Annotated in this window: 25 protein-coding genes and 1 tRNA gene; 12 read left to right on the plus strand and 14 right to left on the minus strand. The window is 70.9% G+C overall.

Annotated features, from left to right (window positions below):
* Positions 1–16: 16 nt before the first annotated feature.
* Positions 17–1,081: a DNA polymerase III subunit beta gene (locus tag ACIA5G_RS06380; protein ID WP_395921140.1), complete on the plus strand. Its 1,065-nt coding sequence runs from the start codon at positions 17–19 to the stop codon at positions 1,079–1,081.
* Positions 1,082–1,157: 76 nt separating this feature from the next.
* Here the strand turns inward: ACIA5G_RS06380 and ACIA5G_RS06385 are convergent, their stop codons facing one another.
* Positions 1,158–2,123 (minus strand): Lrp/AsnC family transcriptional regulator, encoded by a 966-nt coding sequence (locus ACIA5G_RS06385; protein ID WP_395921141.1) that lies wholly within the window; start codon positions 2,121–2,123, stop codon positions 1,158–1,160.
* An 83-nt stretch (positions 2,124–2,206) separates the two neighbouring features.
* Here ACIA5G_RS06385 and ACIA5G_RS06390 point away from each other — a divergent pair, with 83 nt between their 5' ends.
* Positions 2,207–3,025, plus strand: coding sequence for a VOC family protein (locus ACIA5G_RS06390; RefSeq protein ID WP_395921142.1), 819 nt, complete (start codon positions 2,207–2,209; stop codon positions 3,023–3,025).
* Positions 3,025–4,215, plus strand: coding sequence for a carboxylesterase family protein (locus tag ACIA5G_RS06395; protein WP_395921143.1), 1,191 nt, complete (start codon positions 3,025–3,027; stop codon positions 4,213–4,215). Before ACIA5G_RS06390 ends, ACIA5G_RS06395 begins: the two co-directional genes overlap by 1 nt.
* On the opposite strand, the gene ACIA5G_RS06400 is transcribed toward ACIA5G_RS06395, so the two are convergent.
* From ACIA5G_RS06400 to ACIA5G_RS06430, 7 genes are all read right to left on the minus strand, one after another.
* Positions 4,196–4,447 carry a glutaredoxin family protein gene (locus tag ACIA5G_RS06400; RefSeq protein ID WP_395921144.1) on the minus strand — a complete coding sequence of 84 codons (252 nt, stop codon included), beginning with the start codon at positions 4,445–4,447 and terminating at the stop codon, positions 4,196–4,198. The genes ACIA5G_RS06395 and ACIA5G_RS06400 overlap by 20 nt on opposite strands.
* On the minus strand, positions 4,444–5,214 hold the full coding sequence (locus ACIA5G_RS06405) for an MBL fold metallo-hydrolase (protein ID WP_395921145.1): 771 nt from the start codon (positions 5,212–5,214) through the stop codon (positions 4,444–4,446). The genes ACIA5G_RS06400 and ACIA5G_RS06405 overlap by 4 nt, the downstream gene beginning before the upstream one ends.
* Entirely contained in the window at positions 5,211–6,029 is an 819-nt protein-coding gene (locus ACIA5G_RS06410) for an NUDIX hydrolase (protein WP_395921146.1), read from the minus strand. The genes ACIA5G_RS06405 and ACIA5G_RS06410 overlap by 4 nt, the downstream gene beginning before the upstream one ends.
* A 109-nt stretch (positions 6,030–6,138) precedes the next feature.
* Entirely contained in the window at positions 6,139–7,290 is a 1,152-nt protein-coding gene (locus ACIA5G_RS06415; RefSeq protein ID WP_395921147.1) for a hypothetical protein, read from the minus strand.
* Between the two features lie 37 nt (positions 7,291–7,327).
* A complete protein-coding gene (locus ACIA5G_RS06420; protein WP_247058879.1) occupies positions 7,328–7,954 on the minus strand; it encodes a hypothetical protein in 627 nt (208 codons plus the stop codon).
* Positions 7,954–8,409: a RidA family protein gene (locus tag ACIA5G_RS06425; RefSeq protein WP_395921148.1), complete on the minus strand. Its 456-nt coding sequence runs from the start codon at positions 8,407–8,409 to the stop codon at positions 7,954–7,956. The genes ACIA5G_RS06420 and ACIA5G_RS06425 overlap by 1 nt, the downstream gene beginning before the upstream one ends.
* A 5-nt stretch (positions 8,410–8,414) precedes the next feature.
* A complete protein-coding gene (locus ACIA5G_RS06430; protein WP_020642049.1) occupies positions 8,415–8,576 on the minus strand; it encodes a DUF4177 domain-containing protein in 162 nt (53 codons plus the stop codon).
* 105 nt (positions 8,577–8,681) lie between these two features.
* Between ACIA5G_RS06430 and ACIA5G_RS06435 the strand changes: the two genes are divergently transcribed.
* From ACIA5G_RS06435 to ACIA5G_RS06445, 3 genes are read left to right on the plus strand one after another with little or no spacing between them, the layout of a single operon-like run.
* Entirely contained in the window at positions 8,682–8,930 is a 249-nt protein-coding gene (locus tag ACIA5G_RS06435) for a hypothetical protein (protein WP_395921149.1), read from the plus strand.
* A 21-nt stretch (positions 8,931–8,951) separates the two neighbouring features.
* Positions 8,952–9,959, plus strand: coding sequence for an ArsA-related P-loop ATPase (locus ACIA5G_RS06440; RefSeq protein WP_395921150.1), 1,008 nt, complete (start codon positions 8,952–8,954; stop codon positions 9,957–9,959).
* A gap of 20 nt (positions 9,960–9,979) precedes the next feature.
* A complete protein-coding gene (locus tag ACIA5G_RS06445) occupies positions 9,980–11,065 on the plus strand; it encodes an ArsA family ATPase (RefSeq protein WP_395921918.1) in 1,086 nt (361 codons plus the stop codon).
* A gap of 83 nt (positions 11,066–11,148) precedes the next feature.
* Here the strand turns inward: ACIA5G_RS06445 and ACIA5G_RS06450 are convergent, their stop codons facing one another.
* Entirely contained in the window at positions 11,149–11,445 is a 297-nt protein-coding gene (locus tag ACIA5G_RS06450; protein ID WP_395921151.1) for a WhiB family transcriptional regulator, read from the minus strand.
* Positions 11,446–11,790: 345 nt separating this feature from the next.
* Between ACIA5G_RS06450 and ACIA5G_RS06455 the strand changes: the two genes are divergently transcribed.
* A complete protein-coding gene (locus ACIA5G_RS06455; RefSeq protein WP_395921152.1) occupies positions 11,791–13,968 on the plus strand; it encodes a transglycosylase domain-containing protein in 2,178 nt (725 codons plus the stop codon).
* Between the two features lie 63 nt (positions 13,969–14,031).
* Here the strand turns inward: ACIA5G_RS06455 and ACIA5G_RS06460 are convergent, their stop codons facing one another.
* Entirely contained in the window at positions 14,032–14,502 is a 471-nt protein-coding gene (locus ACIA5G_RS06460) for a hypothetical protein (RefSeq protein WP_395921153.1), read from the minus strand.
* A 502-nt stretch (positions 14,503–15,004) separates the two neighbouring features.
* On the opposite strand from ACIA5G_RS06460, the gene ACIA5G_RS06465 reads away from it, so the two are divergent.
* Together ACIA5G_RS06465 and ACIA5G_RS06470 are read left to right on the plus strand one after the other, a co-directional pair.
* Positions 15,005–18,889 carry an SGNH/GDSL hydrolase family protein gene (locus tag ACIA5G_RS06465; protein ID WP_395921154.1) on the plus strand — a complete coding sequence of 1,295 codons (3,885 nt, stop codon included), beginning with the start codon at positions 15,005–15,007 and terminating at the stop codon, positions 18,887–18,889.
* Positions 18,890–18,940: 51 nt separating this feature from the next.
* Positions 18,941–19,375 carry a hypothetical protein gene (locus tag ACIA5G_RS06470; RefSeq protein WP_395921155.1) on the plus strand — a complete coding sequence of 145 codons (435 nt, stop codon included), beginning with the start codon at positions 18,941–18,943 and terminating at the stop codon, positions 19,373–19,375.
* 7 nt (positions 19,376–19,382) lie between these two features.
* Here the strand turns inward: ACIA5G_RS06470 and ACIA5G_RS06475 are convergent, their stop codons facing one another.
* Positions 19,383–21,188, minus strand: coding sequence for a protein kinase (locus ACIA5G_RS06475; RefSeq protein ID WP_395921156.1), 1,806 nt, complete (start codon positions 21,186–21,188; stop codon positions 19,383–19,385).
* Between the two features lie 181 nt (positions 21,189–21,369).
* Here ACIA5G_RS06475 and ACIA5G_RS06480 point away from each other — a divergent pair, with 181 nt between their 5' ends.
* Positions 21,370–22,350: a metallophosphoesterase gene (locus tag ACIA5G_RS06480; protein ID WP_395921157.1), complete on the plus strand. Its 981-nt coding sequence runs from the start codon at positions 21,370–21,372 to the stop codon at positions 22,348–22,350.
* A gap of 29 nt (positions 22,351–22,379) precedes the next feature.
* Positions 22,380–22,453: transfer RNA gene (locus ACIA5G_RS06485), tRNA-Pro, on the plus strand.
* A gap of 49 nt (positions 22,454–22,502) precedes the next feature.
* Here ACIA5G_RS06485 and ACIA5G_RS06490 read toward each other — a convergent pair.
* Positions 22,503–23,273, minus strand: a complete 771-nt coding sequence (locus ACIA5G_RS06490; RefSeq protein WP_395921158.1) for a methyltransferase domain-containing protein — start codon at positions 23,271–23,273, stop codon at positions 22,503–22,505.
* Between the two features lie 39 nt (positions 23,274–23,312).
* Between ACIA5G_RS06490 and ACIA5G_RS06495 the strand changes: the two genes are divergently transcribed.
* Complete coding sequence (locus ACIA5G_RS06495) at positions 23,313–25,163, plus strand: prolyl oligopeptidase family serine peptidase (RefSeq protein WP_395921159.1); 1,851 nt, start codon at positions 23,313–23,315, stop codon at positions 25,161–25,163.
* A gap of 63 nt (positions 25,164–25,226) precedes the next feature.
* Here the strand turns inward: ACIA5G_RS06495 and ACIA5G_RS06500 are convergent, their stop codons facing one another.
* Both ACIA5G_RS06500 and ACIA5G_RS06505 read right to left on the minus strand, forming a co-directional pair.
* Entirely contained in the window at positions 25,227–25,412 is a 186-nt protein-coding gene (locus tag ACIA5G_RS06500) for a tautomerase family protein (protein WP_086859558.1), read from the minus strand.
* Between the two features lie 10 nt (positions 25,413–25,422).
* Positions 25,423–26,049, minus strand: a complete 627-nt coding sequence (locus tag ACIA5G_RS06505; protein WP_395921160.1) for a TIGR03085 family metal-binding protein — start codon at positions 26,047–26,049, stop codon at positions 25,423–25,425.
* Between the last annotated feature and the right edge of the window lie 12 nt (positions 26,050–26,061).

Consider the following 26,061-nt stretch of genomic DNA (forward strand, 5'->3'; position numbering starts at 1 on the left):
CGCTAGCTTCGGCGGCATGGACGTCACCGCGCCTGCCCACCGCCTCTCGGCGGCCGTCTCCGCCGCTTCGCGCCTGCTGCCCGCCCGCGCCGGGCTGCGGCTGCGGGCGGGCGCGGGCGGGCTGACGGTCGCCGGCAGCGACCCGGATCTCGCCGTCCGGTTCGACTGCCCGGCGACCACGCACACGGACGGCTCGGTGGTCGTCCCCTCGGCCCCGCTGGCCGAGACGCTGCGCATGCTCGACACCGACCTGGTGCGCCTGGTCGTCGAAGGCAGCCGCCTGGCCCTGCGCCTGGACAACGCCCGGTTCGCGCTGCCGCTCCTCGCCACCGAGGGCGGCTCGTTCCCGGCCGAGCCACCCCTGGTGTCCGAAGTGGACGGAGCCGCGTTCGCCTCGGCGCTGCGGATCGTCGCGGGCACGGCGTCGAAGGACGACCCGCTCCCGCTGTTCACCGGCGTCCGGCTGCAGGCGGACGGTGACAGGCTGACGTTGACCGCGTCGGACCGCTACCGGATGGCGGTGGCCCGGCTGCCCCTGCGCGCGCCGGGTGCGCTCGACGTTCTGGTCCCGGCGGCGCTGCTCACGGAGGCCGCCCGCCAGGCCACCGGCGTGGTCGGACTGCACCTGAGCCCGGGCCGGTTCGGCTTGAGCTGGCCGGGCGGCCTGGTCGGCACGGCAGTGCTCGACGCGGGCTTCCTGTCCGAGGACTCGATCCCCTCGGGCGCGGTCGACACGACGGTGTCCCTGCCGGCGGACGCGCTCGCGGCAGCGGTCCGCCGCGTCGGGGTGTACGCGGAGGACCGCCGGGTGCTGACCCTGGAAGTCGGCGACACACAGGTCCGCCTGGCGAGCGCGCGGCAAGACACGGGCGAAGCGGAGGAGACGCTGAAGGCGGCGGTCCTCGGCGGCCGGACGTCACCGTCGTTCCAGGCGAGGTACCTGCTCGACGCGCTGCAGGCGTTCGCCGGGGAGGAAGTGGTGCTGTCGATCCAGCCGGGGATGCGGGCGTGCATCCTGCGAGCGGCCGAGCCCGGGGAGGTGGCGCTGACGTACTACCTGATGCCGATGCTGCCGCGGTAGCTCAGCCGACCTGCAGGAGCCGGGTCAGATCAACGAGGGCGACGTCGGCGGCCACTCGCGCACGGTCCATCGCGTGCTACACCGGGGTCACCGTGCCGAAGCGCTTCAGCGTGCGGATCATCGGTGCCGTCTCCACCTGCTGCACCCCTGGCAGCCCACCCAGGTCGTCAGCCAGATACGCGTACAGCGCGGCATCGTCGCGGCAGCCGACGTTCGCCACCAGGTTCGCCGGGCCCGTCGTAGCCGCGGCGAAGGCGACCTGCGGGTGCGAAGCCAACGCCTGACCAGCCGACTCCAACGCCGATGGCGCCACCGTCAGCCACAGGGTCGCCGTCAGCGGGTAGCCCAGCAGGGCCGCGTCCACCTCGACGTCGAAGTACAGCGCTCCCGATGACCGCAGCACCTCCAGGCGACGGCGGACCGTCGACTCCGAACGGCCCGAGGCCGCTGCCAGTGTCGACATGTCGGCACGGCCGTCGTGGGCCAAGGCGGCCAGTAGCTCCGAGTCGCCCGGCTCGGGACGGTACGGATCACCCGCAGGAGGGCGACGAAGGAGAGCCACCTCCGCGGCAGACAGCGCGTTCGACCGGCCCGACCACCCCGCCGGCCCGCCCGCGAAGCGCCGAAGCAGGCGGTACGCCGTCATCGACACCACCCGCGGGGTGCGGGGCAGCTGGCCGAGGAGCAGTCCGTCCGCCTGCTCGCGCAGCGGCGCCCTGATGAAACACACGATCTCCGTGCCGCCGGACATCAGGCTCACCCACTGGGTGTCGTCGCGCCGGGCGAGCGCCGCCGCGATCGTGGCCGCCGCGTCCGGGACGCACCGGAGGCGGACCAGCCAGTGCACCTGTCCGAGCGGCGCCGCCTCGGGGACGCCGACCACCCGCAGCACTCCGGACGACCGCAGCTTCCGGTAGCGCCGCGCCACCGTCTGGTCCGAGACGCCCAGCACCGACGCGATCGTGCTGAACGACGCCCGGCCGTCCAGCTGCAGCGCGTGCGCAAGACGGCGGTCCAGGTGGTCGAGCAAGCCGGATTCCACCAGATCACCCTCCACCGTGTCGGATTTGTGCACCGGACCGCCGTGAATGGAACTACGGCGCCACGATACCCACGCTGAAGAGCATGAACATCGATCACACGGTCTTCCTGACCCGGAACTACGACCAGGCCTGGCGCCGCTACGAAGAACTCGGCTTCACGCTCAGCCCGCCGTCACGGCACTTCGCGGCCTCCACCGACAAAACCGAACCGGTCCCGAGCTGCACGGCGAACCGCTGCGCCTACTTCGGCGACTCGTTCCTCGAGTTCATCGGCATCGTCGACGAGGCCGCCGGCGACCCCTGGCGGGTGCTGCCGATCCTGGACGACCGCGGTGACGGCCTCCACGGCTGCTCCTTCGGCGTCGACAACTCCGAAGAGGCCGAACGCAGGCTGCGCGAGGCCGGGCTCTCGACGTCGGGTGTGCTGAAGCTGCAGCGCGACGTCGAACTCCCCGAAGGCACGCGCACCGCACGCTTCCGCAGTGTCCACATCAGACGGGACCGCACGCCCGAGGGCATCCTGCACACCGCCGAGCACCGCACCCCCGAGTACGTCCACCAGCCGCGTTACCTCGACCACCCGAATGGCGCCCGCGGTGTGGCCGGGATCGTCCTCGTCGTGCCCGACAACGAGGTCGGCGAGTACCAGCAGCGCTACGACGTGATCACCCAGGGCCGGCGACTTGTCGACATCGTCGGCGTGAGCGACCTCAACACCGTCCTGCCCGGCGAAACCCCGCGCAAGCTGCCCTACTTCGCCGCCCACGGCGTGGTGGTTGCGGATCTGGCCAAAGCGCGGAAGCTGATCGAGGAGCACGTCCCGGCCACCACCCGCGGGAACGGGTTCTTCGTCCGCGCCGAGGACGCCGAAGGCGCCGCCGTGTACTTCGAGGAGGCATGATGATCGTCGAAACCACCGCCGGGCGCGTCCGTGGTGCGGCAGGCGCCTTCTGGGGAATCCCTTACGCAGAAGCAAAACGCTTCGAAGCACCCCACCAGCCGAAGCCGTGGACCGGCGTGCGCGACGCGATGGAAGCCGGGCCGGCCGCACCGCAGCCGCCGTCGCGGCTCGAGCACGCCCTGGGGCCGATTCCGCTGCCGCAGAGTGAGGACTGCCTGTCGCTCAACGTCTTCACGCCGTCGACCGCCGGGAGCCGCCCGGTGCTGGTGTGGATCCACGGCGGCGGGTTCTCCAGCGGTTCGGGCGGACAGATCTGGTACACCGGCACCCGCCTGGCCCGTGACGCGGACGCCGTCGTCGTGACGCTCAACTACCGGCTCGGCGCCCTCGGTTTCCTCGCCTTGGACGGCGTGCCGCCCAATCTCGGGATCGCCGACCAGCTCGCCGCGCTGGAGTGGGTCCGCGACAACATCGCCGCGTTCGGCGGGAACCCGGCCGAGGTCACGCTCGGCGGCCAGTCGGCCGGCGCACAGTCGACGCTCACTCTGTGGTCGTCGCCGCGAACCGAGAATCTCGTCAAGCGGATCGCCCTGCAGAGCGCACCCCTGGGCATGCGGCCGTCCACCTGGGACGACGCGAACCGGAACGCCTTGCTGCTGCAGCAAGAACTCGGTGAGGACATCCGCACGGCCACCACGGAACGGCTCCTGAAAGCCCAGCTGGCGGTCGCGGCCAAGACCGCGAAGCCGGGCTCCCTCGAACCGCCCTTCCAGCTGGTCGCCGACAACAACCTGGTCGCGAAGGACCTCATCGAAGCGGCACCAAAAGGCCCGGCGCTCATCAGCTGGACGCGCGACGAGCTGCGCGCGTTTGTGCCCGACGCTCCACAAGAGACGGTCGACGCCGCGAACGAAACCTTCTTCGCCGCTGACATCCCACGGCTCGCCGAGAGACTCGACGCTTTCGTCTACCGCTTCGACTGGCAGGCGCCGGGCAACACCTTCAAAGCCTGCCACTGCGTCGATCTGCCGTTCCTCTTCGGCACCCACGACGTCTGGGCCGCGCCGATGCTCGAAGGCGCCCCGAAGGGCCTCGAAGCGGAAACCGGCCTGCGCGAAGTCTGGGCCGCCTTCCTGCACGGAAAGCGGCCCAGCCCGGCGTGGGACGGGATCAGGCCGATGCGGCCTTGACCGCCGCCTCGACCTCGGCGAAGGAGGGGTTGACCATGGCGGTCGACCCGACGATCACGGTGGGCACGGTCTCGTTCCCGTTCGCGACCTCACGCACCCGCGCGGCGCCGTCCGGGTCCTCCCAGATGTTGATCTTCCGGATCTTGAAGCCGCTCTTCGACATCGGCCGGTCCAGCGCGGCGCAGAACCCGCACCCCGGCCGCCAGTAGAACTCGACCTCGACGTTGCTCATCCCTGGTCCTCCGACCGCAAGTAGTCCAGCTGCGCCTGCACGCTCAGTTCGGCGGGCGCCCACAGCGCCCGGTCGACGTCGGCGTACACCACCTCGACGACCTGGCGCGGGGTGGCGTCCGCACCGAGCTCCTTCAGTGCCGAACGCACCTGGTCCAGCCGCTGTTCCCGGTGCGCGAGGTAGTCACGGGCGGTGGCGGGCGGATCGGGCAGCTCCGGCCCGTGGCCGGGCAGCCCGAGCGTGCCCGCCGGCAGCTCGATCAGCTTCCGCAGCGAGCGCAGGTAGTCGCCGAGGTCGTGCAGCACCGTGGTGCCGCGGCCGAGCACGGTGTCGCCGGTCAGCACCTGGCCGTCGAGCACCAGCGACACGGAGTCGCCGGTGTGCCCGGGTGTGTGCAGCACCCGGATCGCCAGGCCACCGGCCGAAATCACTTCGCCGTCCACAAAGGACGACGCGTCGAGGCACAGCGCGGGATCGAAGGCCCGCACCGGCGCGCCGACGCGCTCGGCGAACCACGGCGCACCCTCGGCGTGGTCGGGGTGGAAGTGCGTCAACAGCACGAGTTCGACCTCGCCGACCGCGGCCAGCAGCTCCAGGTGCTCGAGGTCGCGGTACCCCGGGTCGACCACGACGGCCGGGGTGTCCGGCGTCGCCCGCAGCACCCAGCTGTTGGTGCCTTCGAGCGTCATCGACGACGGGTTGTTCTCCAGCAGCACCGAAGCGGTCTCGGACACCTGGCGCAGCACGCCGTAAGCGGGGGCGGTCATCGCTCCTCCAGCACTACGCGGACGTGGTCGCCCTCGCGGATGAGCGTCGGCGCAATCCGGACGATCTCGCGCGGCGCGCTCAGGACGTCGTCGGCCGTGGCGAACTCGGCCAGCTCGCTCAAGGTCAGCCAGGTCGGTGGCATGAGCATCCGGCGGCCTTCGCGCGCGTCCGCGATCGCGTCCTCCGGACGCTGCCAGCCGGAGCTCGACGCCTCCGACGTCGCGCCGTCGGCCTCCTGGCCTTCCGGCAGCTTCGCGACGTAGAACCGGGTGTCGTACCGGCGCGGCTCCGCCTCGGGCGTGATCCAGTGCGCCCACGGGCGCAGCAGGTCGGCCCGCAGCGTCAGCCCCGCGTCGGCGAGGAAGCCGGCGAGCGACACCTCGCGCGTCTCCAGGGCTTTGCGGGCGGCCGCGTACGGCGTGACGTCGGTGAGGACCGCGTCCGCACTGCCCGCGAGCAGCACGCCGGACTCCTCGAACGTCTCGCGCACGGCCGCACAGGTCAGCGCGCGGGCGAGGGCATCGTCACAGGCGAAGCGCGAAGCCCACCAGGACGCCTCCGGGCCGGCCCACGCGACCGACGCGTCGGCGTCGCGCTTGTCGACCCCGCCGCCCGGGAAGACGGTCATCCCGCCCGCGAACGGCATGCCCTTGACCCGGTGCTGCAGGAAGATCTCGACGCCGTCGGCGCCGTCCCGGACCAGGATCACGGTCGCCGCGTCCTTCGGCGTCGCCGGCGGGCCGTCGGCGTTGGCCCGCGTCGCGACGCCGGCTCCTACCGGGATGTCGAAGACGAACTCCGTTGGCTGCTCCACCCGGGAAACATACCTCCGGACCCCGACGTTCCGTCGCGCAGTTGTGGCGTCTCAGACAGTGAAAAGGCGGTGCTTCCCGGAGGAAGCACCGCCTTCTCTCGAAAGAGGACTAAGGAGCGGTCCAGCCGCGCTGGTCACCGCCGGAGCGGGAAGCGCCGTTGAGCCGCATCTTCGCCGCTTCGGCCCGCTCGCGCTCGGCCAGCTCCGCGTGCAGCTCACGCAGCAGCGCCCGGTCGCGCTCGCTCAGGCTCGGGTCGTCCAGGTCCAGCGCGGGCAGCTCGACGACCTCGTGCATCGACGGCTTGCCCGCGGCGATCTCGCGGCCCTTCTCCGGGTCCTCGGCCAGCGCCTGCCGCAGCTGCGCGACCTCGGCCGGGGTCAGGTCGGCGGTGCGCTCCGCCCGCGTCTCCGACCGCTCGGACGACCGCTCCGACCGCGACTGGCGGGGCGGCTCCGGGGCGGGCGGCGGCGGCGAAACGATCGGCACCACCGGGGCGACCGGCTCGGCCGGCGCCGTCGTGGTGGCGCTGGAGCGCATGCTATGCCGGCTGCCCGACTCCGCGACCGGTTCCGGCGTCACCGGGGCCGGCGCCTTGACCGGCTCCGGCCGGTACGGCGACGAAGCCTGCGTCGTGCCCCCGGTCACCCAGGCCGGCGACGAAGCTGCCGAAGCGGCCTGGTGGTACTCGGAGTGCGCCACGCCGGGGCCGCTGACCTCGACGACCGAGTGGATCCCGGCCCGGCGCAGTGCCGTGTCGACGCGGAAGGCGACGGCGGGCGGGTTGCCCTCCGGGCCCAGCTCGACCAGCACAACACGCTGCGGCAGCGCGCCCGGCACGCTCCCGGCGGGCGTGTTGCGCCACACCGCGTGCACCGAGCGGACGTCCGGCAGCACCTGCAGGGTGCGGTCGAGCGCCTCGGCGATGCCGAACTCCGGGGAGTTCTCGCCGCTGAAGCGGTGCGTGTTGACCGGCTCGGCCTCGTCGACCAGCAGGTCGTTCGCCAGCGTCGCGTCCGACCGGCTCATCTCGAGCACCAGCGCCAGTTCGCGCTGTTCGGCGGAGCTGACCGGGATCCGGCCCGCGATGAGCGTGCCGGTGGTCAGCTCGACGGCCTCGTCGATGTGCGCGCGGGCGATCAGCTCACGCGCCTCGGTGAGCGCGCTGTCGTCGATCCGGCCCGCCAAGGCCAGCAACAGGTTGTGCAGGCGCAGGGGCACCGAGAACCCGTCCATGGGCGGGCCGTCGTGGACCTCCACCATTGCCTTGCTCCCTCCCGGCTCGCTGGCGGAGCGAGCGTTAAGCGGCTACGAGCCGGTTGCCCGCCACCGCGCCCACGCAGACCAGCTCCGAATCAGCCAGCGCGGCCCGGTGGTAGCCCGGCAGGTCGAATCGCGGCGGGATGACCTCGACGCTGGGCTCTTCGTCACCCAGGACCCGCAGCACCCGCTGCAGTTCGCCGGTCAACCTCGGCAGCCCCGACAGCGCGGTGATCAGCAGGACACGCTTGGCCGTCCCTTGACCGACAACACCGACGTGTCGCCAGCTCTGCCGCACTTCCCCCACGTCCGGGCGTCCCCGCAACGTTGCGTGGATCAGCACGGACACGGAGTCGACCGAGTTAACCCATTCGGGCGCACTCGACGTGAATGTGTACCTGTTCTCGGTGACGTCGTCTACCCCCAGGGTCGAACTCACCTGGTGCCAGTCGGCGCCGTGCGGGATCAGGCCCGCCACGAGCAGGCGGTACTCCGTTTGGTCGAGGTCAATCCTGTGCTTAAGCAAAGACCTCGGCAGGGTCCGGGCGAGGGTGCCCATCGCACCTTCGCCGAGCCAGTCCCGGAAGCGCCACAGCAGCTGGTCGGGCAGCCGCCCGGCCAGCCGGAGCAGCAGCTCGTGGGTGGACTGCTCGATGTCCGGGTCCATCACTGCACCTCCACGATCAGTTCGACCTCGACCGGCGAGCCGATCGGCAGCTCCGCGACGCCGACGGCCGAGCGGGCGTGGACACCCGCGTCACCGAAGACTTCACCGAGCAGCTCGGACGCGCCGTTGACCACCGCGGGCTGGCCGGTGAAGCCCTCCGCGGAAGCCACGAAGCCGACAACCTTGACGATCCGCGTGACGTTGTCAATGCCCACCAAGGCGTGCACCGCCGCGAGCGCGTTGAGCGCCGACGTGCGGGCGTGGCCCTTCGCCTCTTCGGGGCTGATCTCCGCGCCGACCTTGCCGGTCGCGGCGAGCACGCCGTCGACGAAGGGCAGCTGGCCGGAGGTGTAGACGTGCGAGCCGCTCCGCACGGCGGGCACGTAGGCGGCCAGCGGGGCGGCCACGCCGGGCAGCTCGATGCCGAGCTCCTTCAGCCGTTCGCTCCAGCTCACGCGGATCAGCCCTTCGGACGCTTGAGGTACGCGACGTGCTGCTCGCCCGTCGGGTTCGGCAGGACGGTGACCAGCTCCCAGCCGTCCTCGCCCCACTGGTCGAGGATCTGCTTGGTCGCGTGGATCAGCAGAGGGACCGTCGAGTACTCCCACTTGGTGGCGCTCATGAACCGGGAGCGTAGCCAAGCGGGCAAGAGCGCCGGGGGCCACCGCCGGAAATCCGCGCGCGACGCGCCGCGGTGTGGTTCATCTCACGCCGCTAGCGTGGCGGGGTGGAAACGTGGCGCGTGATCGCGACCGCCCTGCTCGCGGCGGCCGGGTTGCCCCTGACGCTCGTCGTGATGGCCAAGGTGCGCGACCGGACGCAGAGCTCCGGCCAGGTCGCGCTCGGCGGGGTGGTCACCTTCACCCTGCTGGTCGTGCTCGGTGTGCTCATCCTCACGGTGCTGCCCGGGCTCGCGAGCTGGGTGCTCGTCGCGGGTGTCGGCGCTGCGGTCAGCGTCATGCTGCTGGCCAGCTGAGCACTGATTTAGGGTGAAGACGTGACCACTTCCCATGCCGGCTGGACCGACGAGCTTGCCCGCGCCCGGCTGCACTTCGTCACCGGCAAGGGCGGGACCGGCAAGACGACGCTGGCGGCCGCGCTCGGGCTCGCGCTCGCCCGCGAAGGCCGGCGGGTGCTGCTGATCGAGGTCGAGGGCCGGCAGGGCATCGCGCAGCTCTTCGACACCGAGCCGCTGCCCTACGCCGAGCAGCGCATCGCGTCCGTCCCGGGCGGTGGGGAGCTGCGCGCGCTGCACATCGACGTCGAAGCCGCGCTGCTCGAGTACTTCGAGATGTTCTACAACCTCGGTTTTGCCGGCCGGACGCTGCGGCGGATGGGCGCGATCGAGTTCGCGACCACGCTCGCGCCGGGCCTGCGGGACGTCCTGCTCACCGGGAAGATCAAGGAGTGCGTCGGGCGCACCGAGTCCGACGGGCGGCACACCTACGACGCCGTGGTCGTCGACTCGCCGCCGACCGGCCGGGTCGTCAAGTTCCTCGACGTCACCAAGGCCCTGACCGACCTCGCGAAGACCGGCCCGATCCGCGGCCAGGCCGACGGTGTCGTCCGGCTGCTGCACTCCGGCGAGACCGCCATCCACATCGCCACGCTGCTGGAGGAGATGCCGGTCCGCGAGACCGTCGAGGCCGTGGCCGAGCTGGACGGCGCCGACCTGCGCCCCGGCGCGGTGCTGGTCAACCGGGTCCGGCCGCCGCGGCTGCCCGCCCGCTCGGTGACCGCCGCCGCGGACGGGCGCGTCGACGCCTCCCGCGTCCGCTCCGGCCTCGCGGCGGCCGGGCTGAAGCTGCCGGACACCACCCTGGACGCGCTGGTCGAGGAGACCGTCGAGCACGCCGTCCGGGTGGCCGCCGAGCAGCGGGCGCGCGAGCAGCTCGCCGAAGCCGACCTGCCGACCCTCGAGCTGCCGGACCTGACCGACGGCGTCGACGTCGCGGCCCTCTACGACCTGGCCGAGGCCTTGACCGACCAGGGGGTGCGGTTGTGACCACCATCAACATCGACGCGATGCTCGACGACCCGGAGAGCCGCGTGATCGTCTGCTGCGGCTCCGGCGGTGTCGGCAAGACGACCACGGCGGCGGCGCTGGCGTTGCGCGCGGCCGAGCGCGGCCGCCAGACCGTCGTCCTCACCATCGACCCCGCGCGGCGGCTGGCGCAGGCGCTCGGGCTGCGCGAACTCGGCAACCACCCGAAGCAGGTACAGGTCGAAGGGTTCGAGCCGAAGGGCGAGCTGTGGGCGATGATGCTCGACATGCGCCGCACCTTCGACGACATGGTGCGCGTGCACGCCGGCCCGGAACGCGCCGAGCAGCTGCTGCAGAACCCCTTCTACCAGACCATTTCCACGTCGTTCTCCGGCACGCAGGAGTACATGGCGATGGAGAAGCTGGGCCAGCTCGCGGCCACCGGCGACTGGGACCTGATCATCGTCGACACCCCGCCGAGCCGCTCCGCGCTGGACTTCCTCGACGCGCCGACGCGGCTGTCGTCCGCTTTGGACGGACGGATGATCCGGCTGCTCACCGGCCCGGCGAAGGCCGGCGGCTGGGGCCTGCGCAAGGTGGTCAACGCCGGCTTCTCGATGTTCGCGAAGGCCGTGTCGACGATCATCGGCGGCCAGCTGCTGACCGACGCGTCCGCGTTCATGCAGGCCTTCGACAGCATGTTCGGCGGCTTCCGCGAGCGCGCGCGCAAGACCGCGGAGCTGCTGCGCTCGTCCGGGACGTCGTTCCTGGTCGTGGCCGCGCCGGAGCCGGACGCGCTGCGCGAGGCGTCCTACTTCGTCGAGCGGCTGTCTTCGGAGTCGATGCCGCTGGCCGGGCTGATCGCGAACCGGACGCACCCGGTGCTCGCTTCGCTGTCCGGCTCCGACGCGCGCGCGGCGGCCGACTCCCTGCAGGGCGCACCCCTGGCCGAGGCCGTGCTGCGGCTGCACGCCGACCGCGTCGACCTCGCGGCGCGCGAGGAACGGCTGCTCGCGCGGTTCACCCGGGCCCACCCCGAGGTGGCGCTGGCCCGGGTGCCCGCGCTGGCCGGTGACGTGCACGACCTCGACGGCCTGCGCGACATCGGCGTGAAGCTCGCCGGCTGAGGCGTTCTTTCGTTCACGACGCCGGCTCGGTGAACTGAGCGGCACGGGCGGCGCGGCAGCAGGACCGCACCGCCCGCGGCCGCTCAGCCGACTTCGACCCGCTCCACGGCGTCCCGCTTGGCTGCCTCGAGCAGGTCCGCCCAGCTCACCACGTCGGGACGGCGGCGCAGCAAGGCCCGCCGTTCCCGTTCGGTCATCCCACCCCATACGCCGAAGTTGATCCGGCCGTCGAGTGCTTCGGCGAGGCATTCCGTGCGGACCGGGCAGCCCATGCAGACGGCTTTCGCCCGGTTCTGCTCCGCACCCCGGACGAACAGGCCGTCCGGATCGGCGTCCCGGCAGGACGCGTTGATTCGCCAGCTCGACTGGTTGGTTTCCATACCCCCAGCTCCCTACCCTGGTGATCGACGCACCAGCGGGGGAAAGGCACTGCGCTCTTTGCCCCCGCGAGCGTGTCTCCCTCAGCTCACGTCGGTTACCCGGGCACCTCCCCGGTGCCGGTGCCGCCGTTCGGGCTAAGCGAGCTCCCACTCGCGCTAACCCGTCCGACGGCTTTTCTTCGTGAGACGTTGACGGACTGTAGGGGCCCTCGGTTCCCCCCGCCAAGACCTAGGATGCCTTCCGTTACCAGATGTCACCAAACGGGGTCGGTTTTGTCACTGAATTCACACCTCTGGAGACACGGCGTCACCGGGGCCTGACCCGGTCCGGGTAGCCTGGCCCTCGTGCGAAAAGCGGATGGTTTGTTCAAGCTCATCGGCCTCTGCCTGCTCGCGGGGGTGCTCGTCGCCGGCATGCTCTTCCCGGTCGTGGGGGCGGCCGGTGTCATGTCCAACCAGGCCAGCGAGACCGTGGAGAAGACGTCGTCCGATCTCGCGGACATCCCGCCGCCGCTGGTCACGACGGTCACCGACAGCACCGGCAAGCCCATCGCGACGCTGTACGACCAGTACCGGCTGCCGATCAACGAGACCCAGATCAACGAGGCCATGAAGTGGGCCCTGGTCTCGGTCGAGGACAAGCGGTTCTACGACCACCACGGCGTCGACTGGCAGGGCACGCTGCGCGCGGCGGTCAGCAACAGCACCGGCGCCGACACCCAGGGCGCCTCCACGCTCACGCAGCAGTACGTCAAGAACTACCTGATCAACGTCGTCTACCGGGGTGACCAGGTCGGCCAGAAGAAGGCCCAGGAGCAGTCGATCGCCCGCAAGCTGAAGGAAGCGCGGATCGCGATCCAGCTCGAGACGAAGCAGACCAAGCAGCAGATCTTGGCCGGCTACCTGAACATCGTCGAGTTCTCCCGGCAGATCTACGGTGTCGGCGCCGCCGCGCACGCCTACTTCAACACCACCCCGGAGAAGCTGACCGTGCCGCAGGCCGCGCTGCTGGCCGGGCTGGTGAACAACCCGATCAACAACGACCCGTGGAAGCACGCGGACAAGGCCACCGCGCGCCGCAACCTCGTCCTCGACCGGATGGTGGAGAACAAGAAGCTGGCGAAGGCCGACGCGGAGCGCTTCAAGGGCGAGCCGCTGGGCGTCGTGCCGGACTTCCCGGCGAAGCCGCCGGCCAACTGCATCGGCGCCGGCCCGGAGTCCGGGTTCTTCTGCCAGTACGTCGAGGACTACCTGCTCAAGTCGGGGATGAGCAAGGACCAGCTCTACACCGGTGGCTACACGATCAAGAGCACGCTGGACGAGCGCGCCAACCACGAGGCCAAGGTCTCGGCCGAGGCGCAGGTGAAGAAGACCCAGCCGTACGTGGCGAACACGTTGTCGCTGATCAAGCCGGGCAAGAACCGCCACGAGGTGGTCGCGCTGGCGGCGAACCGCGACTACGGCGGGGACCAGGACGCCGGCCAGACGACGTACACGCTGCCCGCGGGTGTCTACAACACCGGCGGCGCCGGGTCGACGTACAAGATCTTCACCTCGGCCGCGGTGCTCGACAAGGGCTTGGCGGGCATCTATTCCCCGGTCACCATGCCGGACAGCTACACCTCGCACGTGTTCTCGACCAGCAAGGGCGGGTGCAGCACCACCCCGACCGGGAAGCCCGCGACCTACTGGTACTGCGTCGGGAACGCGGGCGACTACAGCAAGGCCGGCGCGAACGCGACGCTCCAGACGGCCCTCGCGACCTCACCGAACACCACGTTCCTGGAGCTCGAAGACCGGCTCGGCAGCACGGGGCCGGGGATCGACATGGCCAAGCGACTCGGCATGCGCGACACGATGGCGAGCACGACCGGCGGCGGCCGGGTCGACCCGAACTCCACCGAGGCCGGCAAGAAGCTCAGCCAGGCGGAGGTCTACGGGCCCAACGGGAACAGCCCGGGCTACGGCGCGTTCACCCTGGGCTTCAGCCCGCTGAGCGGTCTGGAACTCGGCAACGTCGCGGCGACGATCCTGTCCGGCGGGGTCTGGTGCCCGCCGACGCCGATCGCCGGTGTGACCGACCGCAACGGCGCCCCGGTGCCGGTCAAGGAAGCCCCCTGTGAGCAGGCGGTACCCGAAGGCCTGGCGAACACCCTCGCCGTCGGCATGAGCAAAGACGACCAGCCCGGCGGCACCTCCTTCGCGGCGGCGAACGGCGTCGGCTGGGACCGCCCGATCATCGGCAAGACGGGCACGACGCAGGGCAACGTCTCGGCCACGTTCGTCGGCGGCACCCCGCAGCTCGCGGGCGCGGCGATGACGTTCAAGTTCGGCGGGGGCCAGGGTGGTATCTGCGACGCGGGACCGGGCAACGTCCGGGTCTGCGGCAGCGGGAACATCTTCGGCGGCAAGGCGCCGGCGCGGACGTGGTTCGGCGCGATGAAGAACATCATGGACGCGAGCCAGCCGAGAATCGAGCTGCCGCAACCGGATCCGCAATACATGGGCGGTGGCGGCCGCTAGCCGGCCCGGCACGCAAAAGGGGTGTCCGCGACTCTTCGCGGACACCCCTTTTGCGTTCCCTGGTCAGTACCAGCCGGTGAGGATCTGCTGGCCGTTGTGGTACCCGCCCGCCCGGAACACCCAGCTGGTGCTCGAGTTCGTCAGCTGGGCGGCGGAGGTGATGCTGGCCTTGTTCGCGGGGTTGCCGAAGGGGCCGCACTGCAGCCAGGTCCGCCCGCCGTCCCGCGACCAGTCCATCCAGACCGTGCCGGTCACGGGCACGTTCCAGGTGCCGTTCCACAGCTCGGCGTACCCGCGCGTCCGGCCGCCGAACGTCCCGAAGAACAGGTTCACGCGGGTCCCGTCGGACCACAGGAGCTCGGGTCCGACCGGGCGGTAGTCGGCCGCACCCCCGTCCGAAATGTCGATGAATCCGTTGGCTCCGCCCGCGCAGTCGGCCGCGCTCGCGGACGCCGTGCCCGTCGGGACGACCACGGCCGCGACCGCTGCGACCGCGGCGGCGAGCACCGCCAGCCTGCCGGAAACAATTCTCATCAACAGCCTCGATTCACTAATGGCGAAAACGTCGATACCCGACCGAAGACAGCGTTGAGCCGAAAAGTAATGAGCGCCGGAAGACCTCTCCCGAAAAGAACATAACCGCACTCGGCGGCACCGGCTCAATCCGCCGTCCGGGTGACGGGAAGGTCTCACGAAGTCGCCCGGCGACCGGTCAGCCGATCACCCGGACAGCCCTTGATCACGGCGAACGTGCACTGTTAGCGTCACACGCTGCGGCGTTCCCTTCGAGGGCAACCGCGGTCACCAACCCTGGGGAGGGGGCGCATGACCTTGGCGCGTTCGGACCATGAGTCGATCACTCGTTCGAAATACGGGTCGATCCGCACGTAGCCGGCGGATCCACAATTCGGACATAGCGCAGATTTCAGTCCGCCGAGGTCATCCCGCACCTGAATTCCTTCACGTTTCACGACCGTCATCGACGCTCATTCTCGTGATGGTTCCTGCCGTCACGCGCTCCAGGAAGGCTCACCACATGCACAAGGTCTCCAGACCTGTGTACCGGTCACCGAGATGGCTGTCCCTGACCACCGCCGCAACCCTGGTCTCCGCACTCGCGACCGGCCAGGCCCACGCAGCCGCACCGGCCGCGCAACCACCACCGCCCGCCGCCGGACCGCAGGCTTCGCAGTCCGTGCCACCGGAGCAGCGCACCGCCCAGCTCGGTCCCGGCTGGGCGGCTTCCGCCGACCGCGCCGTGGCCACCGCCGGCGACACCACCGGGTTTCACGTCCTCGTCGCCGACGCGAAAGACGGCTACACCTGGCGCACCGCGGCGACGCTCACCGAGCCCGGCGCCGAGACCAGCCAGTGGATCGGGCAGGAGTGCGTGACCGCGTCGGGCCGGTTCGCCGCCGTCGTCTACGCACCGCGCGAAGCGGTTAACCACGAGGAGCAGTTCCGCGCCGGCGGGCTCGCCGCCGTTGTCGACCTCACCAGCGGTGCGGTGCGCAAACTGCCGTTCACGGTCAACCTCGCCTACTACAACCCGGGTTGCGGTGCGGGCGACCAGGTCGTCTTCACCGGCAACCTCACCTCGGGCGACAAGTACGAGTCCCGGCTGACCACCGTCGACGCCACCACCGCGAAGGTGGTGCGGCAAACCGGCGCGATCGGCCAGGTCACCTCGGCGGTGCCCTTCGGCGACGGTGTGCTCGCCGCCGCGGCGGACGGCCTCGCCACCGTCGAACCGGACGGGCGGCTGCGGCACGTCACCGACACCACCGGCACACCGTTCCGGCTGAGCGCGGACAAGGCCGGCGGCGTCGGCTACGAAGTCCGCACAACAGCGGGCACCGAACTCCACCGCTACACCACGGCCGGTGACACCCGGATCGCCGTGGCACCCCTGGATTCCGTGCGGCTGAGCCAGGTTGCCGGCCACGTGGTCGTGGCGGGCCGGACGGCCACGCCGCTCCCGGCCGGCTGGCAGGCCGCCGACGTGCCGGCCGGCGCCACCCTGTCGACCACGGGCGCGCTGGCCGTGCTGTCCGCGACGAACGTCGCCGAAGCGCCCGGCCAGCCCGGTGACGCGGCCCCGGTCACCATCAGCACCCAGGTGCTGAAAACCGGTGCGCGGCCGAAGTTCTCGGTACAGCCGAACGCGCTCGTGGCGTCGGCCGGGCGAGCGAGCTCCCCCGCCCTCGGCACCGCGCCCGCGGCCGGGAACCGCGCGGCCGCCGTCGATCCGTCCACCACCACGACCGACCCCGACCGGGCGTGCGCGGTACCGCGCAACGACCCCAAGATCCAGTCGCTGCAGGCCACTCCGGAAATGGGCGAGTGGGCGGCCGACCTCGCGGTCAAGGGGCAGCTCACCGTCTCGCGGCCGGCCGGCTGGAACGGCTCGACCCTGCCCGCCTACACCCCGCAGGGCCTGTTCCCGCTGCACGCGCTCACCGGTGGCGGGCAGGTGCCCGCCCAGGTGCTGCTCGGGGTGATGGCGCAGGAGTCGAACATGTGGCAGTCGGGCATGAACACCGTGGACGGCGAAAGCGGCAACTTCAACCAGGGCGGCTTCTACGGCAAGGGGGTCGGCGTCAACAGCGTGAACTTCGGCAACGTCGACTGCGGTTACGGCGCGACCCAGGTGACCACCGGCATGCGGGTCAGCGAAGGCACCTCGGTCTACACGCCGACCCAGCAGGTCGCCCTGACCGTCGACTACGCCGCCAACATCGCGGCCGGGCTCAACATCCTGATCGACAAGTGGAACCAGATGAAGCAGGTCGGGATCACGGTCAACAACGCCGACCCCGCCAAGGTCGAGAACTGGTGGTACGCGCTCTGGGCGTACAACAGCGGCTGGCACGCGCCGGGCGAGCCGAACGCCAACGGGGCCTACGGCCTCGGCTGGGCCAACAACGTCGCCAACGAGGACTTCCCGGTCGACCGTGGCGGCTTCCTCGACGAGAGCTACGACGACGCGAAGTACCCCAACCACTGGTCGTACCCGGAGCGTGTGCTCGGCTGGGCGAAGCACCCGCTGCTGAGGCTGGACTGGAAAGCGGGCACGTACGACATCGCCTACCGGCCCGCCCTCTGGCCGGGCGGTGGGACGCCGCAGCGGCCGACGCTGGGCACGTTCTGCACCACCGCGGTGTCCTGCGACATGAACCAGATCCACAAGCCGTCGCAGTACCCGGACGACCAGGGCAGCCACTGCCTGCGTGACGACCTGCGCTGCTGGTGGCACACCTCGGCGACCTGGACCACCTGCTCGAACTCGTGCGGCGGGGAATACGCGACCTACGCGCCGGGCACCCCCGAACCGGCGCTGGCGGCGTCGAAGGTGCTCTACCGGCCGGACTGCACGGACGCCGCGCAGCTGCCCGCCGGATCGCTGATCATCGACGACGTCCCCGGTGACGTCACGACCTACCGCGGCTGTAACAAGGACTGGACCAACCACGGTTCGCTGACGTTCAAGTTCGCCGCCGACAGCGTCGGGCACTACCCGTCGAAGATCGACTTCCACCAGGTGGACGGCGGCTTCGGCGGGCACATGTGGAGCGCGCACGCCTGGAACAGCCAGGATCCGAACAACGCCAAGCACAAAGTGACCGGAACGTGGACGCTGGATCGCCAGGTCAACGGCTGGGCCCGGGTGCTCGTTTACATCCCGGACCACCGGGCTCGGACCCCCCAGGCGTTCTACACCGTGAACGGCTCCGACTCGACCTCGAAGACCCGCTCGATCGTGGAGGGGAACTACCTCGACGACGGCCGCAATCCGGCCGCGGGGCACTGGGAGTCGCTCGGCGCGTTCAACTTCACCGGCACCCCGAGCGTTTCCTTGGACAACTTCACACACGCGGGGGTCGACGATTCCTGGAAGGACGCGTACGAAGGAATCCGGGACGTGCCGTGGGACGCGGTCGCCTTCCAGCTGTTGCCGGGCAAGCCGGCGAACCAGGTGGTCGCGCTGGGCGACTCCTACGCCTCCGGTGAAGGAGCCAGCAACGATCCGGTGAACGGCGTCTGGAACTACGATCGGGCGAGCGACCACGACGGCCGCGCCGAGCACGGCGACGATCCCGTGTTGCGCAATGCCTGTCATCGTTCGCCCGGTTCGTGGGCACGCCAGTCGACCTTGCCGGACAACCCCGGACGAACTGTCGGGTCTCGTGCGGACTCGCTGGATCCGACGCTGAACTACCACATGTCGGCTTGTGCCGGTGCGACGACGGGGAACCTGCAGCCGGGCGGATCCGGGCAGTACCAGGAGGGAAAGCAGGTCGAGCAGGGGTTCCTCGATCAGTACACGACCCTGGTGACGTTTTCCGCCGGCGGGAACGACGCCCGGTTCACGCAGATATTCCAGCAATGCGTCCTGTCGGTGACCCTGTGCCAGGACCAGGTGTACGGCAACGACGGTGAGCCGTTGTCCACGGCAGAGCCCAAGGTGATCGATTCGATCGGCACAGCGGCGCTGAACGTGCTGAGAACCCTCAAGAGCCGCGCGCCGAACGCAAAGTTCCTGGTGATGGGCTATCCCATTCTGCTGGAACACAACGGTCAGTGCATACCGGGCATCGGAACGTCCGAAGCGCCCTGGATCAACGAGATGAACAACCGTCTCGACGAAGTCCTGCACACGGCGGTGACCAATGCAAAAGCCGAGGGAATCGCGGCGACCTGGGCCGATCCGCGATCGGCGTTCGCCGGCCGGGGCGCCTGCGGAAACAGCGGGAGCGGACCGGATCTGATCCACACGCTCGTGCTGTCGCTGACCCGGGGTGACAACACCGGTTTCCGGCTCGGGGACTCGGGATTCATTTCCCAGCAGTCGTTGCATCCGACCCTGCAGGGCGCACAGGCCTATGCGAACGTCGCAACCGCGGCGATCGCGGGGATGTAGGCTGGCGGGATGAGGCCGAGGACGGGGCTGGCCGGGCTGTGCGGCGCGATCGTGTTGTCGACGTGCTGCGCGGCCTGCGCCAGTCCCGCCGACCAGCTCCGGCCCCGCGTCGCCGAAGCCGCTCGAGAGCACGCAACCAGCGCGCTCCATCAGCTGCAAACCGTGACTCCTTTGACGCGGGAATCGCTCACGCGGGCCATCACGGAGATCCCGCGGAACGAAAACCGGGTCGGCGGGACGGTGCTGATCCGAAAAGACGTGCCGGCCGGTGGGAAATACACCGCGCAATACGCGTTTGTCGCGCTGATCGGCGACGGTTTCACCGGCGGCGCGTACGAACAGCTCGCCCTACGGCTTTGTGTGACCTACACCGGTGACCTCAGCCGGCCAGGCGCGGTGGAAATGGCCGATCTGACGTGCCCGCCCGGGCTGCCGGGTCCGGACAACGGCGTTCCGGTGGAGCGGGAAATAAAACTCGCCGATTGAACTCTCGTCAGTTTCCGGCCATGTCCACCAGGATCCCGGTGTTCCACCACTCGTAAAGGTCTGCCAGCTCCGCGTTGTTCTTCACCTTGGTCGACAGCAGCACCCCGGCGACGAGGTTCTGCTGCGTCCACACGAGCTGGGCCGGGTCGCCGAGGAAGCACGTCAGGAACTCGCCGGGTTTCGGGGCCGCCGCCCGGTAGTAGGTGCCCCAGATCTTCGGGTACGTCTCCGGGCGGCACGCGCCTTGGGCGTCGTTGCGGGTGAGGCCCTCGGTCTTGACGATGTTCTGGAAGAACGCGTCCATCGCCGCCGCGTCGGCGAACCGGAGGAACCGCGCCCCCGTCGGCTCCGGGAACACCACGTTGCCCGACTTGATGTCGCCGACGTTCGAAGCCTGGCACTCCACCGCCGCCACCGCACCGGCCGGCACGGCCGCGTCGACGCACGAGTTCATCTTGTAGATCGCCGGAAGCGCGGCGTACAGCTTCTCGTCGTGGGCCGGCTTGGATTCCGAAGTGGACGGTGGGGTCGTCTCGGACGACGGTGCCGGCGTGTCCGAGGCCTCGGTGACGGTCTTGGGCACGAGCGGGGTCGTGGTCGGGCTGCCCGTCTGCGTCGTTTTGTCCTTGGTCACCAGGTACGTGACCAGCAACGCGACCACCACGATGCCGGCGAGCGCGCCGCACAGCGCGATCCACCGGTTCCGCTGGGACGTCGGCGACCGGGGCGTGGCCGGGGCGACCTTGCCCGACGGCGCGGTGAACGGCCGCGGGCCCGTCGGCGGGCCGGGGTACGAGGCGGTCGGCGGGCCGCCGAACTGTCCGGTCGGGACGGGCGTCGCCCGCGGCGGGGTCATCGGCGCCGACATCGGTGTGGACATCGGCAGGCCCGTCGGCGTCATCGGCCCGGACGAAGTGGACGGCGCCACCAGGGTCGGCGGCGGTGTGGGCTGCCACGCCGGGGCCGGCAGGGTCTGCTGCCACGTCGGGTGCGGGGCGGCGGGCGCGGTCACCGCGGCGCGCGCGGCTTCGGCCAGCGCGGCCGCCGTCGGGTAGCGGTCGGCCGGGTTCTTCGCCATCCCGCGCGCCACCACCGCGTCCAGCGCCGGCGGGAGCCCCGGGCGCACCTGCGACGGCACGGGCGGCGGCGCGGTCAGGTGCGCGCCCATCTGCGCGGCCGCGCCCTCGGCGGGGAACGGGCGGGTCCCGGTGAGACATTCGAACAGCACACACGCGAGCGCGTAGACGTCGACGAGCCCGGTGATCGGCGCGTCACCGAAGCGTTCCGGCGCCATGTAGTCGAGCGTGCCGATCACGTTGCCGGTGCCGGTGATCGACGTGCCCTCGGCGCTCATCGACCGCGCGATGCCGAAGTCCACGAGGTACACGAAGTCGGCGCTCGTCACGAGCACGTTCGACGGCTTGACGTCGCGGTGCACCAGGCCGTCCGCGTGGGCGGCGTCGAGCGCGCCGGCGACCTGCTCGACGATCCCGGCGGCCCGGGCCGGGTCGAGCGGGCCGTCTTCGAGGAGCTCCTTGAGGTCGCGGCCCTCGACGAGCCGCATGTCGAGGTAGAGCCGGTCGTCGATCTCGCCGTAGGCGTGGATCGGGATCACGTGCGGCTCCCGCAGCCGCGCGACGATCTGCGACTCGCGGCGGAACCGCGCGCGGAACGCCTCGTCCGCGACGAACGGGTCGGACAACAGCTTCAGCGCGACCACGCGGTCGTGCGCGGTGTCGTAGGCGCGGTGGACCTCGCCCATCCCGCCGCGGCCGAGCAGGCCCTCGATCCGGTACGGCCCGAACTGCTCCATCGTTCTCCCCAAGCCCCCCGGCTCGTGACCCGTGACAACCGGGGCTTCGCCCCGGGCCGGGGGCTCCGCCACCCGGAACCCCCGAAAGAAACCCGTCTTCGGGCCGACGCAAATGCTAAGCGGCAGGTTCCCCGTAACGGCGGCGAAGTCATCCAACCGTTGAGCACGTATCCTGGACCTCGTGAGCACGCTCAGTAACAAATCCACGTCGGGGGCGACAGCGGCACGCCTCGCCGCGGGGACGCTGGCGCTCGGCGCCGCGACCCTCGGTTACGCCGTCGGCATCGAACGGCGCCGCTGGACCCTCCGCACCGCCGAGCTGCCGGTGCTGGCGCCCGGGTCGCGGCCGTTCACCATCCTGCACATCTCGGACCTGCACATGCTGCCGAGCCACCGGAGCAAGCAGCGCTGGGTCGCCGCGCTGAACGAGCTCGAGCCGGACCTCGTGGTCAACACCGGTGACAACCTCTCGCACCGGCAGGCGGTCCCGTCGGTGCTGCGCGCACTCGGCCCGCTGCTCGACCGGCCCGGCCTGTTCGTCTTCGGCAGCAACGACTACTACGCGCCGAAACCCAAGAACCCGGCGCGGTACCTGATGCCGAAGGGCAAGAAGAAGCGCATCCACGGCGTCCAGCTGCCGTGGCGCGACCTGCGCGCGGCGTTCGTCGAGCACGGCTGGACCGACCTGACCCACGTCCGCCGCACGATCGACGTCCGCGGGCAGCCGGTCTTCGCGGCCGGCGTCGACGACCCGCACCTGCGCCGCGACCGCTACCCCGACATCGCGGGCCCGGCGGACAGCGGCGCGGCGGTCCGCATCGGCGTCACGCACTCGCCGGAGCCGCGGGTCCTCGACACCTTCGCCACGGACGGTTACGACCTGGTGCTCGCCGGCCACACCCACGGCGGCCAGCTCCGGCTCCCGGGTTACGGCGCGATCGTCACCAACTGTGAGCTGGATCGCACCCGGGCCCGCGGCGCCTCCCGCTGGGGCGCCCACATGTGGCTCCACGTTTCGGCCGGCTTGGGGACGTCGCCGTGGGCGCCGGCACGGTTCGCCTGCCCGCCCGAAGCGAGCTTGTTGACGCTGGTCCCGCGCGGATCGGGAGCCGACGAGCCGCGAAAGTCGGCCCGCCGAAAAGCCCGCGACACCGTCCGCTAGACTTCTCCACGACCCGTTAAGCAGTACCTCGGGGTGTGGCGCAGCTTGGTAGCGTGCCTCGTTCGGGTCGAGGAGGTCGTGGGTTCGAATCCCGCCACCCCGACGAGTAAGAGCCGGTGTCTTCGGACACCGGCTCTTCTGGTTTCCGGGGGCTACCGGGTCGCCGTCACCTCGACCCAGCACTGGCTGAAGTCGCCGTCGCCGCTGCGGACCCAGGTCAACGCCGAACGGGCCGCACTGGCCAGCTGGTCTCGATCGCGGCCGAACGACGGATCCGCGACCGCCGCGTCCAGCCGGGACTCGACGTACTTCGCCAGATCCCGGTACGTCATGTCCGCGCGGTAGCGGGCGCGCGAGACCACGTCCGTGAAGCCCGCCGTCGCGCACTGCTCGGCGATCACCCGGCCCGCGAACGGGTTGCCACCCGCCCGGCGGCGCACCAGGTAGTGGCCGCGCAGGGCCGCGTCGACGTTCGCCGTCTTCGGGCGCAGGCGGGCCTTGCTCCAGTCCGAAGTGGACAGCGCGAGCCGGCCACCCGGCTTCAGCACCCGGCGCAGTTCCGCCAAGGCGTCCAGCGGCGCGGCCAGGTGCTCGAACAGCGCGTGGGAGAAAGCCACGTCCACACTCGCGTCACCGAACGGCAGGTCGTACGCCGACGCCACCAGGAAGTCCACTGTGGACCTTCCGGCCCGGCGGGCCGCCGAGCGCGCCATGGCCACCTGGCCCGCGTCGAGGTCGACGCCCGTCACCCGGGACTCGGCGGCGAGCCCCAGGGTGATCGAGCCCGGACCGCAGCCCAGGTCGACCGCCCACATGCCCGGCTTGAACAAGGGCTGCGCGAACGTCGCGCGTTCCGCGGCGGTGCGCGCGGACATCATCGAAACCGCGTCTCGCCCGTAGCCCGGCGCGTAACCCTCCAGCACCCCGCACACAGTACGGCCAGAAGGTGGCAGGATCGAGGGGTGAGCACGCAGTCAGCCAACCAATATCCGCCCGCGGTGGTCCCGGACCGGCTGTTCGACGAGGCCGAAGCCGAAACCCGCTGGCGCGCCCGCTTCCACGCACCGCGCATCTCCGTGCCCGACTGGGCTCGCGACGCCCCCGATTCGAACGTCTACGTCTCCAACGCCAGTGGCGTCTGGGAGGTCTACGCCTGGAACCGCGCCACCGGCGAGCACCGCCGCGTCACCGACCGGCCGAACGGCACCCTGCACTCGACCCCGTCGCCGGACGGCGAGTGGATCTGGTGGTTCGACGACACCGACGGCGACGAGTTCGGCTCGTGGGTGCGCGAGCCGTTCGCCGCGACCGAGGGCAGCAAGCCCGAGAAGGCCGTGCCGGACGTCCACGACGGTTACCCGGCCGGCCTCGAGATCGGCGCGAAGCTCGTCGCGATCGGCGTCTCGACCGACGACGGCAGTGAGCTGTTCGCCCGGATCGACGGCGAGACCCACCGCTTCTACAACCACGCCGACGACGCCGGCATCGCGTCGCTTTCGCGCGACGAGAGCCTCATCGCGATCTCGCACTCCGAACACGGCGACTCGCGCCACCCCGCGCTGCGGGTGCTCGCGACCGACGGGTTCGGCGCCGTCTCGGAGAAGTGGGACGGCGAGGGCAAGGGCCTGACCGCCCTCGAGTTCTCCCCGCTGCCCGGCGACCAGCGCCTGCTGGTGCTGCACGAGCGGCGGGGCCGTGAGGAGCTGCTCGTCTGGGACGTTCGCGAGGACACCGAGACGGAGCTCGAGCTCGACCTGCCCGGCGAAGTCGTCGCGGGCTGGTACCCGGACGCGCGCGCCCTGCTGGTCGTGCACTTCCACGAAGGCCGCAGCTCGTTGTACCGCTACGACCTCGACACGGCCGAGCTGTCCTCTGTGGACACGCCGGCCGGCCGGATCGGCGGCGCCGGCGTCCGCCCGGACGGCACCGTCGAGTACTCCTGGTCGAGCGCCGCCGAGCCGGCCGCGGTCCGCGCGCGCACGGCCGACGGCGCCGACTCCGTGCTGCTCGAGCCGCCGGGTGACCGGGCGCCGGGGTCCGAGCCGGTGACCGACGCGTTTGTCGAGGGGGTCGGCGGCCGGATCCACGCGCTGGTCTCGCGGCCTTCGAACGCGCCGGAGGGGCCGCTGCCGACGGTGTTCTCCCTGCACGGCGGCCCGCACGCGGCGGACGAGGACCGCTTCTCCGCGTATCGGGCGACCTGGCTCGACGCGGGGTTCGCCGTGGTCGAGGTCAACTACCGCGGCTCGACCGGCTACGGCTCGGCCTGGCGCGACGCCATCGAGGGCCGGCCCGGCCTGACCGAGCTGGAAGACGTCGCGTCGGTGCACGACTGGGCCGTCCAAAGTGGACTCAGCGACCCGAAGAAGTGTGTTGTCAACGGCGCTTCGTGGGGCGGTTACCTGTCGCTGCTGGCGATCGGCACCCAGCCGACGCGGTGGGCGGCGGCGGTCGCCGGGGTACCGGTGGCGGACTACGTCGCCGCGTACGAGGACGAGATGGAGCAGCTGCGCTCGTTCGACCGCGCGCTCTTCGGCGGCTCACCGGAGGACGTGCCCGCGGTGTACCAGGAGTGCTCGCCGATCACCTACGTCGACGCCGTCACGGCGCCGGTGCTCGTGCTCGCGGGTGACAACGACCCGCGCTGCCCGATCCGCCAGATCGAGAACTACCTCGACCGGCTCGGCGGCCGCGAGCTGCACCACGAGTTCTACCGGTACGACGCCGGCCACGGCTCGCTGGTGATCGCCGAGACGATCAAGCAGACGTCGATCGAGGTCCACTTCGCGCTGCGGGCCCTCGGCCTGCGCTGACCCGACCGCCGTTAAGGCCACCTTGCGGGCGTCTGACGCCCGCAAGGTGGCCTTAACGGCACTTCAGCGTTCGGAGTGCAGGACGCCGCCGGTGGCCCAGTGGTCGGCGCCGATCTCGACCAGCGTCACCTGGACACCCTCGGGCTTGCCGCCGCAGGTGCGGACGAACGCGTCCGTCAGCTCGCGGACCAGGGCGCTCTTCTGGGCGGGCGTGCGGCCGGGGAACATGGCAACGCTGATCATCGGCATGACCCGCAGCCTAAAGGCCGCGGTTCACCGACTGCAGACGGCTGACCGCGGCCGCGTCCCCCTCGAAGTCGAGGTGGACGGCGTCCCGGCCGAAGATGAACAGCAGCAGGTCCACCGGCTCGCCGACGATCGTGACCGGGTCCGGCCCGGTCTTCACGGCGGCCTCCCGGCCGTCTTTCGTGCGAAGCGTCACGCCGACCGGCGACTTGCGCAGGTTGAGCTTCGCGGCGCCCTTCACCGAGCGCCACGCGGCCGCGTCCCGGGTGGGGTCCGCCGGTCGCGGCGTCCACTCCGGCTGCGCACGCCGGACGTCTTCGTGGTGGACGAGGAACTCCGCGGTGTTGGTCAGCTCGTCGAGCCGGCCGATCGCGGTGGGCCAGAACTTCGACGGCCCCCGGCGCACCTGCCCGACGAGATCCGTCCACGGCTTCGCGGCGTAGCGGTCCTGGACCTTCTGCGTGTACCCGGCGAGCGCGGGCACCACGATGCCCGGCGCGGCGTCCGGCCGGTGCTCGCGCACGACCAGGTGCGCGGCGAGATCCCGCGTCTTCCAGCCTTCGCACAACGTCGGCGCGTCGGGCCCGAGGTCTTCGAAGAGCGAGCTCAACGCCTGGCGTTCGTCAGCAGCGACACCCATGTGACTGACGTT

Origin of the sequence: Amycolatopsis sp. NPDC051758 (assembly GCF_044453095.1) — a bacterium.
Classification (GTDB): domain Bacteria; phylum Actinomycetota; class Actinomycetes; order Mycobacteriales; family Pseudonocardiaceae; genus Amycolatopsis.